This is a genomic window from Microbacterium sp. GXS0129, from assembly GCF_044769785.1.
GTDB classification, from domain to species: Bacteria; Actinomycetota; Actinomycetes; order Actinomycetales; family Microbacteriaceae; genus Microbacterium; species Microbacterium nymphoidis.
This window is the reverse complement of sequence record NZ_JBIZVZ010000001.1, coordinates 329,964-347,142: the sequence shown is the minus strand read 5'-3', so window position 1 is coordinate 347,142 and position 17,179 is coordinate 329,964. Positions and strand designations below refer to the sequence as shown.

The following is a 17,179-nucleotide window of genomic DNA, read 5'->3' as shown; positions in this document are numbered from 1 at the left end:
CGGTCAGATCAGATCGAGGAGCCGTCGCTGCCCGGTCACCAGACGCGTGCGGGCGAGGACGATGCTGCTCCAGAGCACGCGATCCATCTCGGGAAATCGCTGAACCCTCCCGGAGCGCGGGGGCCACTCCAGCTCGAACTCACCGAAGACGGCGGCCGTGACATCGAGATCCGCCGCCACCCGGAACACGGTCAGCTGCTTGCTGGAGGTGACACGGAACACCCCCAGCTCCGTGGTGGGTCCCTCGGGGACCGCCAGCCCCAGTTCTTCTTCGAACTCCCGGCGCGCGGCCTCCCAGGCGTGCTCCGCCTCGGGGTCGTACTCCCCCTTCGGAATGCTCCAGGCTCCCTCGTCCTTGCGAGCCCAGAACGGACCGCCCATGTGACCGATGAGGACTTCCCGAGACGCACCGTGGCCGCGCACGAGCAGGATTCCTGCGCTGTGCACGGCCACGTCGTGTGCGTCCGCTCAGACCAGGCGTGACTTCGGCGAAACCGAGTACGTGTCTTCGGGGTCGCTGTTGACCACCGATCCGAGCGCAGCGTCGATGGCGGCCATCGTGTCCGAGTCCAGCTTCACGCCAGAGGCCTTCACGGTGTCGGCCAGCTGCTCCGGGCGAGAAGCACCCACGAGCGCCGCCGCGATGTTGGGGTTCTGAAGGACCCACGCGATGGCCAGCTGCGGCATGGTCAGGCCGTTGTCGGCCGCGATCGGCTTGAGGTTCTGCACGGCGGTCAGCACGTCGTCGGTCAGGAAGCGCTTGATGAAATCGGCGCCGCTCTTCTCGTCGGTGGCACGCGAACCGGCTGGGACCGGCTGTCCGGGGAGGTACTTTCCGCTCAGCACGCCCTGCGCCATGGGCGACCAGACGATCTGCGAGATGCCGAGCTCCTCGGATGCCGGAACGACCTTGCCCTCGATGACGCGCCAGAGCATCGAGTACTGCGGCTGGTTGGAGATGAGCTGGATGCCGAGTTGCTTGGCCAGCGCGTGGCCTTCACGAAGCTGTTCCGCCGTCCACTCCGAGACTCCGATGTAGAGGACCTTGCCCTGACGGACCAGGTCGGCGAATGCCTGGAACGTCTCTTCCAGCGGGGTCTCGTAGTCGAACCGGTGGGCCTGGTAGAGGTCGACGTAGTCGGTCCCGAGGCGCTTGAGGGAGCCGTGCAGCGACTCGAAGATGTGCTTGCGGCTGAGACCGGTGTCGTTGGGCCCCTTCGGACCGGTGGGGAAGTAGACCTTCGTGAAGATCTCCAGGCTCTCGCGGCGCTGGTCCGCCAGCGCCTTGCCCAGCACCACTTCGGCGGCCGTGTTGGCGTACGTGTCGGCGGTGTCGAAGGTGGTGATACCCGCATCAAGGGCGGCATGGACGGTGGCGATGGCGGCGGAGTCGTCGACCTGCGAGGCATGGGTGACCCAGTTGCCGTAGGTGATCTCCGAGACCTTGAGCCCGCTGTTTCCGAGGTAGCGATATTCGACCATGCCACCACGCTAGTGCGTGTGCAGGACATCGGCTCCGGATCGGCTGAATCGTGTCAGATGTGACGCCATCACACCGGCTCGACCGCCACCGATTCCACCTCGTCAGGCTCCCCGAGACGCACGGCGATGACACCGGCGAGGATCAGCACGCCGCCCAGCACCTGCCAGACATCGGGGTTCTGCCCCAGTAGCGCCCATCCGAACAGCGCCGCGGCCACCACCTCGCTCAACGCCACGAAGGCGGCGAGACGGGAGCCGAGCATACGGGTCGAGACGATACCCAGCGCATAGGCGAGGGCTCCGGCGATGACCCCGATGCCCACCACCGGAATCCACCACGACACGCTCCCGGTGAGGAAGGTGACCTCGTCCGTGCTCCACCGCCACGGCAGGATCCCCACCAGACTCGCGATGGTCAGCCCCACCGCGCCCGTGAGCAGGCCGAAGCCGGCGAGGGCGATGGGCGGCAGCGCCTCGTCGCCCTGGCGCGCGGAGATGATGAAGTACGCCGCGCTTCCCACCATCGCCCCCAGCGCCCAGAGCACGCCCGCGGTGCTCACGGCGGTGCCGGAGAACACGTCCAGCACGAGCACCAGGCCGGCGATGGCCACGATCGCCCCGATGATCGTGCGTCCCGTGGGCCGTTCGCCGCGGCGCATCCACAGCCACAGCATCACCGCGACCGGCGACATGTACTCGATGAGCAGTGCCACCCCGACGTCCATCACGGCCACGGCCTGGAAGTAGAACAACTGGGTGGCGCCCACCGCGAAGGCACCGTACAGCAGCAGGGTCACGACGTTGCTGCGCAGGAGACCCCATCGCCCGCGCATCGCGAGCAGTGCCGGAACGAGGAGGATGATCGCGGCGACCCAGACGCGAGCGGTGACCGCCGCTCCCGGACTCCAGCCGGCATCGATCAGCCCGCGGGCGAGAGCGCCGGAGGATCCGAAACACACGGCGGTCGCGAGGGCGAGCAGCAGACCGAGGCGCGCCCGCCGCACGGCGGCCCCCGGAACGGGGCGCGCCGAGCGGCGCGGAGTGGAGGACATCGAGACATTCTCGCGCACGCCGGCCCCGTGGGGTGAACGCCCGCACACGCCACGCCCGCTATGGGCTTTCTCTGTGACAGTGCTGGATCTCCTATGTGCGCGAGCGTCCAGCAGGAAGGATGGAGGGATGCCGACACCGATGGATGCCGACACTGCCCGAACCCCTGCTCGCGATGGCGCAGCAGATCGCCGCGAGGCCGAAGACCTCGAACAGGCGCTGCGCCCGGCCGATCCGCGGGCGGTTCCGTTGCGCACTGTGGCCGACGCCGTGCGCCCCCTGCGCGTGAGCGCCGACCTCAGCGACATCACGGTCACCGGGGCATCGATCGACTCCCGCACCGTCCGCGCCGGTGATGTCTATGTCGCGGCTCCCGGCGCTCGTGTGCACGGTGCGCGGTTCACCCGGGACGCGGCGGCGCGCGGCGCCGTGGCCGTCGTCACCGATGAGGCAGGCGCCGACATCGCCGCGGGCCACGGCCTCCCCGTGCTGGTCGTGGAGGAGGTGCGATCCGTGATCGGTGACGCCGCCGCCGCGGCGTACGGCACGGCGGAGCGGGCACCCCGGCTGTTCGGCGTGACCGGAACCAACGGCAAGACCACCACCACCTACCTTCTGCGGTCGCTGCTGGAGGCGCTCGAGCACCCCACCGGACTAGTGGGCACGGTGGAGATCGACGCCGGCAACGGCCCGGTGCCCTCGGTCCGCACGACGCCCGAAGCCACCGCCCTGCACGGCATCCTCGCGCGCATGACAGAGGAGAACCTGCACAGTGCGTCGGTGGAGGTGTCCTCCCACGCACTGTCGTACCGACGCGTGGACGCGCTGCGATTCGCGGTGGCGGGGTTCTCCAACCTCACCCCCGATCACCTCGACGTGCACGGCGACATGGCCGGCTACTTCCAGGCGAAGGCGCGCCTGTTCTCCCCCGCGCTGGCCGAACGCGGCGTGGTCTGCGTCGACGATCGCTGGGGACGCCATCTCGCCCGCACCGCGGAGATTCCGGTCGTCACGCTGCAGACGCGCGAGATCGCCGACGATCCGCGCGACGACGACCACCTGATCCCCGCGGACGAGATCGACGCCGACTACACGGTGACCGACGTCGTGCGCATCGGCATCGGCCACGGTTTCGTGCTGCGCCGCGACGGCGAGCCGCTGCTGCGCGCGACCACCGCTCTTCCCGGCGCGTTCAACGTCTCCAATGCCGCGCTCGCGCTGGTCATGGTGCTGGAGAGCGGAGTGCCGGCCGCGCGCGTGCAGGAGGCCGTCGATCGTCCGCAGACCCTCTCCCCCGTCGTACCCGGACGCATGCAGGTGATCACCACCGAGCCGACCACGGTGGTGGATTTCGCCCACAATGCTGCGGCACTGCAAGCCGCGCTGATGTCGGTGAACGGCACCGCCGGGCGCACGATCGTCGTGTTCGGCGCCCCGGGCGAACGCGACACCGCGAAGCGCGCAATGATGGGCGCGATGGGCGCCCGCTACGCCGATGTGGCGATCATCACCGACGACGATCCACACGGTGAGGACGCCGCCTCGATCCGCGCACAGGTGCTGTCGGGCGCCCGCATGGCCGAGCAGCCGGGCTCACTCGTGGTGGAGATCCCCTCGCGCACCGACGCGATCGCGGCCGCGGTGGCCATGGCGCGCCCCGAGGACATCGTCCTCGTCGCGGGACGCGGCCACGAGACGGTGCAGGAGGTCGACGGCGCGCAGATTCCGCTGGACGACGCCGAAGAGCTCCGCCGCGCGGTGGCCCGACGCTGATCGCATTAGGGCGCCCTCCCCGAGCGGGAAGAGCGCCCTGATGTCAGCGGATGACCGCGAGCTCCTCGGTGACGGAGGCGGGAAGATCCTGCCCGCTGCGCCGGGCGCGATCTCTCACCACGGATCGGGAGTCGCGCACCTTCTCGGCGATCGCTCGGCGGGCGATCTCGGAGTCGGCACGCACGCCGTCGAGTTTCACCCGGGTCACCACACGCTCCACCTCCTCGTAGATGGACGGGTTGCCCCAGCTGGTGAGCACCTTCACGAGCACCGGCAGCAGCTCGATCATGAAGAACAGACCGGCGATCAGCCAATGCGCCCAGGCCAGCGTCGGCTCGCGCTCGCCCAGACGGTTGAGCGCGCTGATCTGGCTGAGGAGGCCTTCGGCATCGGCGTTGCCGTTCGCCACGGCGGCGGCGCGCGCGTTGTATGCGGCCAGCGCCGTATCGTAGGTCGCCTGTGCCGCGGGCAGTGCGGCGTTGGCCTCGTCGCGGTTCATCTTCTCCGTGGTGGCGGCCTCGGTCGCCCCCGCGGTCTGCGCGGCGGACAGGGCGGCGTTCGCCTCCTGGAGCTGAGCGGACAGGGCGTCGTAGCTCGCCTGTGCCTGCTCCAGCTGTGACTTGGCGGCGTCGGAGGACGAGCCCTGGCCGGGAAGGCCGGTGCATCCGGTGACGGAGTCCGCTCCGGCGCCCGTCAGCTCGCACTGGTAGATGGCGCGCGCCTGGTCGATGACGGTCTGCGCGGCGGCCATCTGGGCCGTGAGCGTGTCCACCGTGGACTGCGCTGCGGCGACGGAGGCGGGTTGGTTGGAGGTTCCCGCGACGATGCCGGTGGCCGCCTGGTTCTGCAGGTCCGCGAGTGCCTGTTTGGCGGCGTCGAGAGCCTGCTTCTCGGGGCCGTTCGCGAGCTGGTCCTGATCGGTCTGCGCCTGCGCCAGGTTGGTGGTGGTCACCTCACGCTGGATGTCGTTGTGGAAGATCTGCAGCACCATCGGCTCGGCCACCACGATGCCGATGAGAGCCGCCATGATCACCCGGGGGAAGGCCAGACCGAACAGCTTCCAGCCGTTGCGGGTGGACTTCATGCTCGCGGTGAGGAACCGGTCGAGGTTGAAGATGATGAGGGCCCAGATGATGGCGAGCGGCACCGCTCCCCAGGCCCAGATGTGCACGCCCGTGATCAGCGCGAACAGCATCGAGATACCGGAGATGAGGGCGGTTCCCGCGAGCACGAAGAACATCTGCACGAAGCGCGGGGTCTCGGTGGGTACGTGATCCAGCACGGCACCGTCGGCCCCGCCGAGGACGGCGAGCCGGCGGAGGATCGGGGTACGGCGTCGCTCCTCTTCCGCAGAACCCGCCCCCGCTGCGGGGGGCATCGGGGGCTCCTCGCCTGCGGCCGGCTCGTCGCGGAAGTCGTCGGCGCGGAAGTCGTCATCGCGGAAGGCTTCATCGCGGACGTCCGTGATGTCCGGGGCACCGGTGCGGGTCTCGTGCTCGTCCTGGCCGCGCGCGAACCGTCCGAGGGCCGCGGATGCGGCCGCAGCGTGCGCACGCTGCTCCGCTTCCGCATCTGCCTGGAGCGCACTGTCATCCTGGAGCGCACCGTCATCCTGGAGCGCACGAAGCTCGTCGAGCACGGTGGTCTCGGCTTCGGGCTGCGGCGGACGCCGCGCATCGATCAGCACCCCCGGGGTGTCATCGTCGATGTTCGGCGGAACATCGGACAGCACCTCGGTGACGGCCTCGCTGTCCGAGACCCTGGCGCCGTCGTCGGATGCCAGCACCTCGGTGGGCGTCTCATCGGGGCCGTCAGGGTACGGCTGCTGCTCGCTGCCGGTGGCGTCGGGCTGGAAGGGCCTCTGCACCTCGAGAGGCTCCTCGGCATCGACACGATCGACGGCCGCATCGAACTGGATCCGGCCCTGCGAATCCATGCGTCCGGGGCGATGAGCGGAAAACGACATTCGTTCAGGTTAGGCCGACGTGCTGGAAGACCGATGAGCGCGCCCTGTGGTGGCTCCGTGAGCGTAAAGAGGTTTCATTGCGCGCGAAACGCTCGTATCCAGCCGGATTTCGAGCGTTTTGCGCGCTATGAAGCGAGTGATACGCCGGCAAGCAGCCGGTCCACGGAGTTCTCGAGAGCGGCCAGCGCGGCGGGAAGCGAAAAGTGCCCGGCGGCGCTCAGGACGCCGAGCCCGTGAATCACGCCCCACACCGACACGGCGTCAACCGGCTCCGTGAGACCGACCGCCGCCGTGATCTCGTTCAGGACGGCTTCGAGCCGGTCGATGAGAACAGCCATGGTGGGCGTCGGCGCCCCGGGCACACACACGGTCGGATCGTAGATCGCAGCGAAGGCGTGCGGCCTCTCGACCGCGAATCGCACATAGGCCGCGCCACCGCCCCGGAACGCCGCACGAGGATCGGCAGCGGCGTCGACTGCGGTGATGACCGCGTCCACGAGGTCCGACATGCTGCGCTCGGCAATGGCTTTGAGCAGCCCGTTGCGATCGGCGAAGTGGTGGTAGGGCGCGTTGTGGCTCACGTTCGCCGCGCGTGCGACCTCGCGCAGGCTGATCTCCTGCGCCGGCCGATCCACGAGCAACTGCATCGCTGCGCACTCCAGCGCGTGCGCGAGGTCACCGTGATGGTAGCCGCCTCGGGAACTTGACACGAGCAACATTGTTTCCTATCTTGACACTGCCCACCAAGTAGACACTGTCAAGATAGGACCCCATGCCCGGCGCACTCATCCTCGACGCACACCCCGACGGGCGCTCGCTCACCGCTGCCATCGCGCGCCGCTATGCCGACGCCCATCAGGATGCCCGCGTGATCGCGCTGCGGGATCTGGACTTCGATCCGATTCTGCGTTTCGGCTACCGCGAGCGCATGACCATCGAGCCCGACCTCGCCGATGCACGTCGCGCCCTCCACGATGCGCAGACCATCGTCATCGCCACCCCGCTCTGGTGGGGCTCGGTTCCGGCGCTGCTGAAGGGCTTCTTCGATCGCGCACTGCTGCCCCGGCACGAGTATCGGTACCGCCCGTCGGGGCTTCCTGAGGGGCTGCTTCCCGCACGCAACGGGAGACTGCTGCTCCTGGCGGACACTCCCGCGATGTTCACGCCATTCACCGGGCTGCCCGCGCAACGCCAGGTGACTCGCAACACCCTGCGATTCTGCGGTGTGCGTTCGGTCCGTGCCACACGGATGCTCGGCGTACGCCAGGCATCTCCCGCGCGCCGAGAGGCATGGCTGGATCGCGCCGCACGGCTGGGATCACGGGATGGCCGCCGGGACGCGCAGTCGGCCAGGTGAGCGGAAGTTCATTGCGCGCGGATCGCTTGTATCCGGCCGGATTTCGAGCGACTTGCGCGCTATGAAACGGAGTTAGACGGCGGCCGCAGCCGCAGCCTTGTCGTCCTCGGTCGCGACCAGCTGACCGCACGCACCGTCGATGTCCTTGCCTCGGGTGTCGCGGATGGTCGTGGGGACTCCCGCATCGTTCAGACGACGGACGAACTCGTTCTGCACCGCGGGCTCCGACGACGTCCACACCGATTCCGGCGTGGGGTTCAGCGGAATCGGGTTGACATGGACCCACCCACGGCCGCGCTCGTTCAGCTTCTTCGCCAGCAGATCGGCACGCCAGGCGTGATCGTTCATGTCCTTGATCAGCGCGTACTCGATCGAGACGCGACGACCGGTCTTCTCGTAGTACTCCCGCGCGGCATCGAGCGCCTCGTCGACCTTCCAGCGCGAGTTCACGGGGATGAGCTCGTCTCGCAGTTCGTCATCGGGCGCGTGCAGCGAGAGCGCGAAGGTCACGGGGATATCCTCGGCAGCCAGCTTTTTGATGGCGGGCACGAGGCCCACGGTGGAGACCGTGATCCCGCGGGCCGACATACCGAGCCCGTCGGGCTGGGGCGCGACCATGGTGCGGACGGCGTGCATCACGCGGCTGTAGTTGGCCAGCGGCTCGCCCATTCCCATGAACACGATGTTGGACACCCGCTCCATGGAGTGGTCGTCCTTCTTCTTGCCACCTAGCTCCCCGGCCGCGATCGCACGGTTGGCGCGCACGACCTGCTCAATGATCTCCGCGGCAGACATGTTCCGGGTGAGCCCCGCCTGACCCGTGGCGCAGAACGGGCAGTTCATGCCGCAGCCGGCCTGACTGGACACGCACAGCGTGATCCGGCCCGGGTAGCGCATGAGCACGGACTCGACCAGGGCGCCGTCGTGCAGACGCCAGAGGAACTTGATGGTGTCGCCACGGTCGGTGGCCAGGCGCCGCACCTCGGTGAGCAGGTTCGGCATCAGACCGCCGACCAGTTCTTCACGCCCCTCCTTGGGGAGGTCGGTCATCTCGGCCGGGTCGGAGGTGTAGTGGGTGAAGTAGTGCGTGGAGAGCTGCTTCGCGCGGAACCCGGGAAAGCCGAGCTCCTTGAGCTTCGCCACGCGCTCGTCGGGGGTGAAGTCGGCAAGGTGCACGGGCGGCTTGCCACGCTTCGGGCTGGCGAACTGCAGCGCCGGGCGACCCTCCGAGTCCAGCTTCTGCTGCCATCCCTCGGTACGCGGCCGCACCTGCACGTTGCCGTTGCTGCCGGTCTTGCGCACCGGGGTCATGTCAGAAGTCATACCTTCCAGGATACGGCCCGCGGCCTGGGGAACCTATGGGGATGGGATGCTGTCGGCATGACTACCTCCGCCGACCGCACGCAGCGCGTGATCCGACGGATCGAGGGCGCGTCCTGGCTTCCGAACGGACGCGCGGAGATCGTGCTGTCGAACCTCCCGCCTGAGCCGGCCGAGCTGGTGCGGGTTTTGTTGCGGCGTGATCATGAGATTTTCTGCGTTGCCCGCGATGACGGTAGGCAGGACATCCCCACCCGTCGTGTCCACGGCGACGACCCGCACGGTTCGGCGACGGTCAGAGCTCTGGCGCTGGATCTCGGCATCAACCCCGAATCGATGGCCCCTCTCGGCTTCGTCCGCAATGTCGTCTCTCCTCCGGCACCGGGATATCCGTGGCCGATGCCGCTGGCTCACTTCTCCGTGTGGACATCGGATGAGCTTCCGACCGCTCCCGGCCGATGGGTACCCGCGTCAGAGCTCCGGGATCGGCACTGGCACCCGCTGCTGGGTTGAACACGTTTCCACCGATGTGTCTTCGCCGGGCTTCCGCGGAACCACCACTCCGGCCCCGGTAGGGCACCCACCCGGCTTGCGCCCGTTTCAAGAGTGTCGCCAATCGAGGAGATTTGCTCCGATAGAGGACCGGCGACCGGGCGATCACCCTCGATTCGCGACATCATCCTCGTTTCGGGACAACTCCAGCGTGCCGCGACGCTGTTGTTTCGGGCTCGCGCGGCCCCTTCAGCAAATACGGAAGAGCCAGCCCGGACCTTTTGGTATCCCATTAAGCTCGAGCCATGCGCCGAAGCCTGATCGCATCCTTCATCACTGCGGCTGCCGCCCTCGTGCTCACCGCCTGCACCGCTCCGGCGGCGCAGGCGCGCTCGGCCGACGCCCGTCTCCTCGACGCCGTCCGCGACGGTGATGCCTCAGCGGTGAGTGCGGCGCTCGGCGACGGTGCCGATCCGGATGCGCGCGGCGAGATGGACCGGCCGGCCGTACTGATAGCTGCCCGTGCCGGAGATGTCGACATCGTCCGCCTCCTCCTGACGGACGGGGCTGACCCCAACACCGCCGATGCCATCCAGGACAGCGCCTATCTGTACGCCGGGGCCGAGGGTCTCACGGACATCCTCGCGCTCACGCTCGAACACGGTGCCGATGTGACGAGCACCAACCGCTACGGCGGGACAGCCCTGATCCCAGCCAGTGAACACGGTCACGTCGCCAATGTGCGGCTGCTGATCGACGCGGGCGTCGACGTCGATCACGTGAACAACCTGCAGTGGACCGCGCTACTGGAGGCGATCATCCTCGGCACCGGATCGGCGGATCATATCGAGACGGTGCGAATGTTGCTCGATGCCGGCGCGGATCCCGAACTCGCGGACGGCGACGGCGTCACTCCGCGCGCCCACGCGGTGTCGCGCGGATTCACGGAGATCGTCGCGCTGCTCGACGCCGCCGGCGCGCAGCGCTGACGCCGGTCCGCGGGACGCGTCAGCACGACTCACCCGTGTTCAAAGCACGCAAATGAACCGAATCCACGGTCCAGGGGCGCGATTCGCGCGCTATGAAGGGGAGGGCTCGCAGCCGCACGACTCCCGCGGACGCTTCGCTCCGCTTGGGTTGGGTTCGGCTCGCTGCGGCTCAGAGCACGCGCAACGAGATGAGTGCCCCGGCCTCAGCGCCACCAGGTGTCGAAGGGTGCCACCGGCAGATGGCGCTTGTGCTCGGTGGCGAGGTACTTCGACTCCAGGATCCCGGCCGCCGCGGCATCGATGACCTTCCCCTCCAGGAAGTCATCGATCTGCTCGTAGGTGAGCCCCAGCTCGTCCTCGTCGGTACGTCCGGGCTTGTCGTCGAGGAGGTCGGCGGTGGGCACCTTGGTGGCCAGGTGCTCGGGGGCGCCCAGAACGCGCAGCAGCGCACGGCCCTGGCGCTTGTTCAGCCCGGCGAGCGGGGTGAGATCGGCCGCACCGTCGCCGAACTTCGTGAAGAACCCGGTCACCGCCTCGGCGGCGTGGTCGGTGCCGATCACGAGCAGACGGTGCTGTGCGGCGACGGTGAACTGCGCGATCATGCGGGTGCGCGCCTTGATGTTGCCCCGGTTGAAATCGCTGATCTCGTCACCAGCGGTCTCGATGGCGTTCTCCATGCCCTGCACCGCATCGGCGATGTTGACCGTGAGTTCGCGATCGGCACCGATGAACGACATCGCTGCCTGGGCGTCGGCCTCGTCGTGCTGCACCTTGTACGGCAGACGCATCGCCACGAACATCGCCTCGTGGCCTTCCGCACGCAGGCGCTCCACTGCGAGCTGAGCGAGCCGGCCGGCGAGGGTGGAGTCCTGGCCGCCGGAGATTCCCAGCACGTAGCCGCGCGCTCCCGTGGTGCGCAGGTACTCCATCAGGAACCCGATTCGCCGCTCCACCTCCGCGGTGGGGTCGATCGTCGGCTTCACGCCGAGGGCATCGATGATCTCCTGCTGCAGCGCTGTCATGCCTCCAGTATGCGACCGCGGTGTGTCCGGCGTGTTACGCGCGCCCACACCCACGGCAGAGGCCTGCGCTCCGCCTTCGCTCAGACGCGCGGATTTGCCACCATCACGGAGCCTGGTTAGCGTGGAAGGGCGGTCGAGAGGCCGTAAAGACCAGTCCGCGACCGTGTCTTTCTTCGAATTTTTGTGCTTACTGGTGTGAGATGCGGGCGTATGGTCGGTGATCTCTGCCCGGATCCGACATCCGGTGCCCGAGCCGCCAGCACGACGCCGTCGAACGGCCTTGCGATCACCACCCGGGCGTAACCGAAGTAGGCTCACCCTCCCGAGGGGAGCCGCGAGGGAAACGTGACCGAAACCGCTCTTGAAGCGCGCCATCTGTTCAAAGTGTTCGGCAGGAATCCGGGCCAGGCTGTTCGCCGCCTGAAACACGGCGAATCACGGACCGACGTGTCCGATGCCGGAACAGCAGCGGTGATCGATGCCAGCTTCACGGTGAACCGCGGAGAGATCTTCGTCATCATGGGCCTGTCGGGCTCCGGTAAATCGACCATCATCCGCATGCTCAACGGCCTGCTCGCCCCCACCGATGGCGAGGTGGTCGTTCAGGGCCGCAGCGTCACCGGCGCGTCTGCGAAGGAGCTGCGGAGCATCCGGCGTTCGGACGTGTCGATGGTGTTCCAGCACTTCGCGCTACTCCCGCATCGCACCGTGCTCGATAACGCCGCCTACGCGCTGGAGATCCAGGGCGTCGCGAAGAGCGAGCGGCTTGCTCGCGCACGGGAGATCCTCACCAAGGTGGGCCTGGACGGATGGGCCGACCATTATCCCGACGAGCTTTCCGGCGGCATGCGCCAGCGTGTGGGTCTGGCTCGCGCTCTCACCGCCGGCACCGACATCATGCTCATGGACGAGGCCTTCTCCGCCCTGGATCCGCTGATTCGCCGCGAGATGCAGGAGCAACTGGTGGAGCTGCAGCGCGAGCTCGGCCGCACCATCATCTTCATCACGCACGACCTGAACGAGGCGATGTTCCTCGGCGACCGCATCGCCGTCATGCGCGACGGACGGATCGTGCAGCAGGGCACTCCCGAGGAGATCCTCACCGATCCGGCGAATGACTACGTCGCGCAGTTCGTGCAGGATGTGGACCGCACTCGGGTGCTCACGGCAAGCGCGGTGATGGAGCCACCGCACCTCACCGTTCCGCTCACGGCGGGCGTGCGCGGAGCGCTGCGGGTGCTCCGCGAAGAGCAAGTGAGCACCATCTTCGCCGTCGAGAACCGGCGACTGGTCGGCGCCGTCACCGACCGCGCCGTCATCCGTGCCGTCAAGGCGGGCACCTTCGATCTCCGCCGGATCGTGGACGCCGCCGTGCTCACGGTCGGGCCGGACGATCTCCTCACCGACATCGTCGAGCGGGCCGTCGAGTCCCCGATGCCGCTCGCGGTGATCGACGACACCCGCCGCCTCATCGGCGTGATCCCGCGCGTGACGCTGCTGGCCGCGCTCGGCAACGTGCCGCCCACCACCCGCGAGATGCCCATCATTCAGACCCCGATCGATATGGTCGCGGAGTTCACGCCGCTGGTGGACCAGCTCGCCGAATCCGCCGTCGCGACGGAAGGAGGCGCACGATGATCGACTGGATCACCGACGGCGCCCGCATCCCCCTCGGCACCTGGGTCAAGGAGCTCATCAACTTCCTCAAGGAGTACCTCGGCTGGCTGTTCGATGCCATCTCGATGGTGCTCACCGGCGTCTACGACGTGGCGGTGTGGGTGTTCACAGCGCCACCGGCGTGGGCGCTGATCATCGTGCTCGCCGGTATCGCCTATCTCGCGAAGGGCTGGAAGCTGGCGGTGGGAACCGTCCTCGGCCTCCTGCTGATCATCACGGTGAACCAGTGGCAGAACGCGATGCTCACCCTCGCGCTCACGATCGTCGCGGTGCTGATCGCCACGCTGATCGCGATTCCGCTGGGCATCTGGGCCGCGCGGTCGCAGGCCGTGTCCAACGTGGTGCGCCCGATCCTCGACTTCCTGCAGACCATGCCGGCATTCGTGTATCTGCTGCCGGCCATCTTCCTGTTCAGCGTCGGTGTGGTCCCGGGAATCGTCGCGACGATCCTGTTCGCCATCGCGCCGGGTGTGAGGCTCACTGAGCTCGGTATCCGCGGTGTCGACCGCGAGGTGGTCGAGGCGGGCAACGCCTTCGGAGCGACCCCCGGACGCATCCTCCGCCAGATCCAGCTGCCGCTGGCGATGCCGTCGATCATGGCGGGCGTCAACCAGGTGATCATGCTGTCCCTGTCGATGTCCGTGATCGCCAGCATGGTCGGCGCTCCGGGGCTCGGCAAGCCCATCGTGCAGGCGCTGTCGTCGGTGAACATCCCGCTCGGCTTCGAGGCGGGCGCAGCGGTCGTCGTGATCGCCATGATCCTGGACCGCGTGACCGGCGGATTCGGCCAGTCCCGTCGTGCCCGCCGTCGCACGGCACCGGCCGGCGCACCCGCACCGGCCGCCGCCGTCTGACATCCCCTTAATCCGACGCACGCGAGACGTGCGACGACCGCGGATTCCGCGGACATCCCCAACGCCCGCGACACAGCACGCGGGAGGAAAGGAACACCATGAACAAGCGCAAGCTTCTCAGCACCCTGGCCGTCGGATCGGCGGCCGCGCTCGCCCTTGCCGGGTGCTCGGCATCCGGCTCGTCGGGCGGCGGCGACACTGCCGAGTCGAAGGACCTCGTGATCGGCGTCTTCAACGGCTGGCCGGAGGGCGAGGCCGCCTCCTACATCTGGAAGTCGGTGCTCGAGGACAAGGGCTACAACGTCACCCTCGAATACGCGGACGCGGGCCCCGTGTTCCAGGGCGTGGCGGGTGGCGACTACGACATCGCCCTCGACGGCTGGCTGCCGTTCACGCATCAGTCGTACTTCGACGAGTTCGGCGACGACATCGTCGACCTCGGCGCGTGGAACGAGGACGCGAAGCTGACGATCGCGGTGAACGCGGACGCGCCCGTCGACTCGCTCGAGGACCTGGCCGCGAATGCGGACAAGTTCGGCAATCGCCTCATCGGAATCGAGCCCGGCGCCGGCCTCACCCGCGCCACCGAGGAGAACGTCATCCCGGACTACGGTCTGGACAAGATGGACTTCATCACCTCGTCCACTCCCGCGATGCTCGCCGAACTGCAGTCCAAGCTCGACGCAGGAGAGAACGTCGCCGTGACGCTCTGGCGCCCGCACTGGGCCTACGACGCCTTCGACATCAAGGACCTCGCAGACCCGAAGGAATCCCTCGGTGCCGCAGAGTCCATCCACACCATCGCGTCGACCGACCTCGAGAAGAAGGCCCCCGAGGTGTTCGCATGGCTGTCCGACTTCACGATGGACTCCGACGTCCTGTTCTCCCTTGAGAACGCGATGTACAACTCCGGCCAGGAAGACGTGTCCGACTACACCGACATCGTCAACACCTGGATCGGCGAGAACCAGGCCTGGGTCGACGGCCTCACGTCCTGACTCATGCCCGTGCGCCGTCGGTTTTCCGGCGGCGCACGGGCATGTGCAGGCCCGCTACATGATCACCTGATGCATGTGATCAACTCGACGGCGGCGAGTACACAAAGGTCACGCCCGTGGTGTCTTCACCATCGCGGAACGTGATCGTGCCCTGCCGATACTCTCGCACCCGGCCCCCATTCTCACTCTGCGCGCGTCCCTGCTCTGACGCCCGCACGATGAAGAGATAGACCTTCGGCGACGAGGGAGACAACTGCCACGTGCCTTCCGCGTCATACTCACCGATCGCATCACGATCCATCGAAATGTTGAACGATGAGCCGGTGATCGTGAACGCCCCATCCCGAAGCACCTCCAACGTGCCCGTCGCCGGCGGCGCTGCACGCCACGTCCCCACCGGCGAATCCAGATCAAGCACCGGATACGACGGACCACACGCCGCAAGGGCGATCAGCAACGCCCCGATGAACACGGCCCCAGCCACGCGCATATGACGAAGAACACGCTTCACGAATAGACCCGTTCACTCCACACGACCAACCCGGCGCTCCACCCGATCAGTTCGGCACGGAATCTGGGCACGGGTTTGATTCGATGCGCCAGCCCTTATGCGCACCGAAACCGTCAACGTTCACCACTACCATTTCGTGACCCCACATCAACTAGACAGCGGGGAGTACACAAAGGTCACACTCGTCGTTTCCTCGCCATCACCGAAGGTGATCGCGCCCCGCTTGTATTCTGTCGATCGTCCACCGTTCTCCACTTGTGCGCGTCCCTGATCTGTCGCCTGCACGATGATCAGATAGACCTTCGATGACGAGGAGGACACCTTCCAGGTGCCTTCCGCGTCATACTCGCCATGCGCATCACGAGCCGTCGAGAGGTTGAACGAGGAGCCCGTGATCGTGAACGTGCCATCCGGAAGGATGTCCAGTGTGCCCGTCCCGGGCGGCGCCGCACGCCATGTCCCCACCGGCGAATCCAGATCAAGCACCGGATACGACGGACCACACCCCACCAGGGCGATCACCAACGCCCCCACCGACAATGCACTCACCGCACGCAAACAACGAGAAACAAGCCTCATGGGTAGATCCGTTCACTCCACACGATCATCTGCTGCTGGGTGCGAAAGCTCCCATTCGCCTCACCGAGCTCCGTCAACACGTCATAGACGATCGGAACGTGCTGCCCGCCGGTGAGCGGGATCCGCGTCCCCGAATCCACACTGGTCTCATTGGTCACGACGTACGTGATCGTCACGCTCCCGTCCGGTGCCGGATCATCCGCGTAATAGCGAACTTCGTAAGAGCCCAGCATGCTCTCGGAGAGATTCTCAAACCCCGGGTGCAGATCACGTTGCGGATCGTGGAGAAGTGCGGTCCCCACCGCCGCTCCGTCCTTGAGCAAAACTCCAACGTCATTGCTGATCAGGCGACGCACCCAGTCACTCGGTTCCCGTACGCCTGATCCTGATCTATCGATGAACCCGGTCGAAAGCGTTCCATCCTGGAAGTCTCTCCTCACGTTCTCCCGCAGCTCGCGAATGAACGCGCTCCGACGGAACCGATCAACGAACGGATCCTCCTGCCCCAGGACGAACGCGGTCTCGTCCCCGGAAGCCCAATGGCCGAGCAGGCTCCACACCTGCGCGTTGGCATGCTGACGATCAAACTGTTCGGTAACGCCGGACGGCAGCGGCACCGTGAGACTCCATGCCTCCGAAGCCTCAACCACAAGGGTCCGAGCCAGCACTGCGTCAGCCTCGGCGCGTCGCTCCGCGAGATCAACCAGTGCCGCCGTCGTCGTCTCGATCACGCGGTTCGCGTCGAGCACCGCCTGAAACTGCGCCTGCCACTCCTCCTCAGACCGAAACGTCACTGCACCCCCGTTCACGACGCCCTGCGCAACGCTGAGAGCCTCCCGCAGCGGCACCGCCTCCCGCGCGATCTGGTCGACCGTGTCGGCATATCCGGTGTACGCCTTGGATGCCACGTGCAATGTCTCACGAGAATCACTCGCACGCGCGCGCAGGCTCGACACCGCGCGAGCGAACTCATCCGCGGCCTCACCCGCCCATCCATCACTCACGCCCGTCAGGATCGAACCCGTGGCGCTCTCGATCGCCTCGAGAGCGATGATCTGCCCGTCACACCACGTCGCGGCCGCGCGCGCCACCGCCATATCCCCCGCACC

At 67.3% G+C, this 17,179-nt stretch carries 17 protein-coding genes; 7 read left to right on the top strand and 10 right to left on the bottom strand.

The window, feature by feature from the left end; all coding sequences use genetic code 11:
- Window positions 1–3: 3 nt before the first annotated feature.
- From ACIQJ5_RS01560 to ACIQJ5_RS01550, 3 genes are all read right to left on the bottom strand, one after another.
- Entirely contained in the window at window positions 4–453 is a 450-nt protein-coding gene (locus ACIQJ5_RS01560; RefSeq protein WP_231090779.1) for an NUDIX domain-containing protein, read from the bottom strand.
- Between the two features lie 15 nt (window positions 454–468).
- Window positions 469–1,482: an aldo/keto reductase family protein gene (locus ACIQJ5_RS01555; RefSeq protein WP_231090780.1), complete on the bottom strand. Its 1,014-nt coding sequence runs from the start codon at window positions 1,480–1,482 to the stop codon at window positions 469–471.
- A gap of 68 nt (window positions 1,483–1,550) precedes the next feature.
- Window positions 1,551–2,534, bottom strand: a complete 984-nt coding sequence (locus tag ACIQJ5_RS01550; protein ID WP_402840177.1) for an EamA family transporter — start codon at window positions 2,532–2,534, stop codon at window positions 1,551–1,553.
- A 127-nt stretch (window positions 2,535–2,661) separates the two neighbouring features.
- On the opposite strand from ACIQJ5_RS01550, the gene ACIQJ5_RS01545 reads away from it, so the two are divergent.
- On the top strand, window positions 2,662–4,305 hold the full coding sequence (locus ACIQJ5_RS01545) for a Mur ligase family protein (RefSeq protein WP_402840174.1): 1,644 nt from the start codon (window positions 2,662–2,664) through the stop codon (window positions 4,303–4,305).
- Between the two features lie 43 nt (window positions 4,306–4,348).
- Here ACIQJ5_RS01545 and ACIQJ5_RS01540 read toward each other — a convergent pair whose 3' ends face one another.
- Together ACIQJ5_RS01540 and ACIQJ5_RS01535 are read right to left on the bottom strand one after the other, a co-directional pair.
- Window positions 4,349–6,271, bottom strand: coding sequence for a DUF4407 domain-containing protein (locus ACIQJ5_RS01540; RefSeq protein ID WP_231090783.1), 1,923 nt, complete (start codon window positions 6,269–6,271; stop codon window positions 4,349–4,351).
- A gap of 125 nt (window positions 6,272–6,396) precedes the next feature.
- Window positions 6,397–6,981, bottom strand: a complete 585-nt coding sequence (locus tag ACIQJ5_RS01535) for a TetR/AcrR family transcriptional regulator (RefSeq protein WP_402840170.1) — start codon at window positions 6,979–6,981, stop codon at window positions 6,397–6,399.
- Between the two features lie 62 nt (window positions 6,982–7,043).
- Between ACIQJ5_RS01535 and ACIQJ5_RS01530 the strand changes: the two genes are divergently transcribed.
- Entirely contained in the window at window positions 7,044–7,628 is a 585-nt protein-coding gene (locus ACIQJ5_RS01530) for an NAD(P)H-dependent oxidoreductase (protein WP_231090785.1), read from the top strand.
- Between the two features lie 72 nt (window positions 7,629–7,700).
- On the opposite strand, the gene rlmN is transcribed toward ACIQJ5_RS01530, so the two are convergent.
- Window positions 7,701–8,951 (bottom strand): 23S rRNA (adenine(2503)-C(2))-methyltransferase RlmN, encoded by a 1,251-nt coding sequence (gene rlmN / locus ACIQJ5_RS01525; protein ID WP_231090786.1) that lies wholly within the window; start codon window positions 8,949–8,951, stop codon window positions 7,701–7,703.
- Window positions 8,952–9,008: 57 nt separating this feature from the next.
- Between rlmN and ACIQJ5_RS01520 the strand changes: the two genes are divergently transcribed.
- The gene (locus ACIQJ5_RS01520) at window positions 9,009–9,461 is read left to right on the top strand and encodes an NUDIX hydrolase (protein WP_402840166.1); all 453 of its coding nucleotides are present in this window, start codon (window positions 9,009–9,011) and stop codon (window positions 9,459–9,461) included.
- Window positions 9,462–9,745: 284 nt separating this feature from the next.
- Window positions 9,746–10,429, top strand: coding sequence for an ankyrin repeat domain-containing protein (locus ACIQJ5_RS01515; protein ID WP_402840163.1), 684 nt, complete (start codon window positions 9,746–9,748; stop codon window positions 10,427–10,429).
- A gap of 203 nt (window positions 10,430–10,632) precedes the next feature.
- Here ACIQJ5_RS01515 and nadE read toward each other — a convergent pair whose 3' ends face one another.
- Window positions 10,633–11,451: an ammonia-dependent NAD(+) synthetase gene (nadE, locus tag ACIQJ5_RS01510; protein ID WP_231090789.1), complete on the bottom strand. Its 819-nt coding sequence runs from the start codon at window positions 11,449–11,451 to the stop codon at window positions 10,633–10,635.
- Between the two features lie 345 nt (window positions 11,452–11,796).
- Between nadE and ACIQJ5_RS01505 the strand changes: the two genes are divergently transcribed.
- The 3 genes from ACIQJ5_RS01505 to ACIQJ5_RS01495 all read left to right on the top strand — a co-directional run bounded on the left by ACIQJ5_RS01505 (window position 11,797) and on the right by ACIQJ5_RS01495 (window position 14,980).
- Complete coding sequence (locus ACIQJ5_RS01505) at window positions 11,797–13,089, top strand: glycine betaine/L-proline ABC transporter ATP-binding protein (RefSeq protein ID WP_402840159.1); 1,293 nt, start codon at window positions 11,797–11,799, stop codon at window positions 13,087–13,089.
- Window positions 13,086–13,982, top strand: coding sequence for a proline/glycine betaine ABC transporter permease (locus ACIQJ5_RS01500; RefSeq protein WP_231090791.1), 897 nt, complete (start codon window positions 13,086–13,088; stop codon window positions 13,980–13,982). The genes ACIQJ5_RS01505 and ACIQJ5_RS01500 overlap by 4 nt, the downstream gene beginning before the upstream one ends.
- Before the next feature lie 98 nt (window positions 13,983–14,080).
- Window positions 14,081–14,980: a glycine betaine ABC transporter substrate-binding protein gene (locus tag ACIQJ5_RS01495; protein WP_402840155.1), complete on the top strand. Its 900-nt coding sequence runs from the start codon at window positions 14,081–14,083 to the stop codon at window positions 14,978–14,980.
- Window positions 14,981–15,059: 79 nt separating this feature from the next.
- On the opposite strand, the gene ACIQJ5_RS01490 is transcribed toward ACIQJ5_RS01495, so the two are convergent.
- The 3 genes from ACIQJ5_RS01490 to ACIQJ5_RS01480 form a co-directional block, all read right to left on the bottom strand.
- Complete coding sequence (locus ACIQJ5_RS01490; protein ID WP_402840152.1) at window positions 15,060–15,491, bottom strand: hypothetical protein; 432 nt, start codon at window positions 15,489–15,491, stop codon at window positions 15,060–15,062.
- Between the two features lie 147 nt (window positions 15,492–15,638).
- Window positions 15,639–16,070 (bottom strand): hypothetical protein, encoded by a 432-nt coding sequence (locus ACIQJ5_RS01485; RefSeq protein ID WP_402840149.1) that lies wholly within the window; start codon window positions 16,068–16,070, stop codon window positions 15,639–15,641.
- A complete protein-coding gene (locus tag ACIQJ5_RS01480) occupies window positions 16,067–17,161 on the bottom strand; it encodes a hypothetical protein (protein WP_402840146.1) in 1,095 nt (364 codons plus the stop codon). Before ACIQJ5_RS01480 ends, ACIQJ5_RS01485 begins: the two co-directional genes overlap by 4 nt.
- Between the last annotated feature and the right edge of the window lie 18 nt (window positions 17,162–17,179).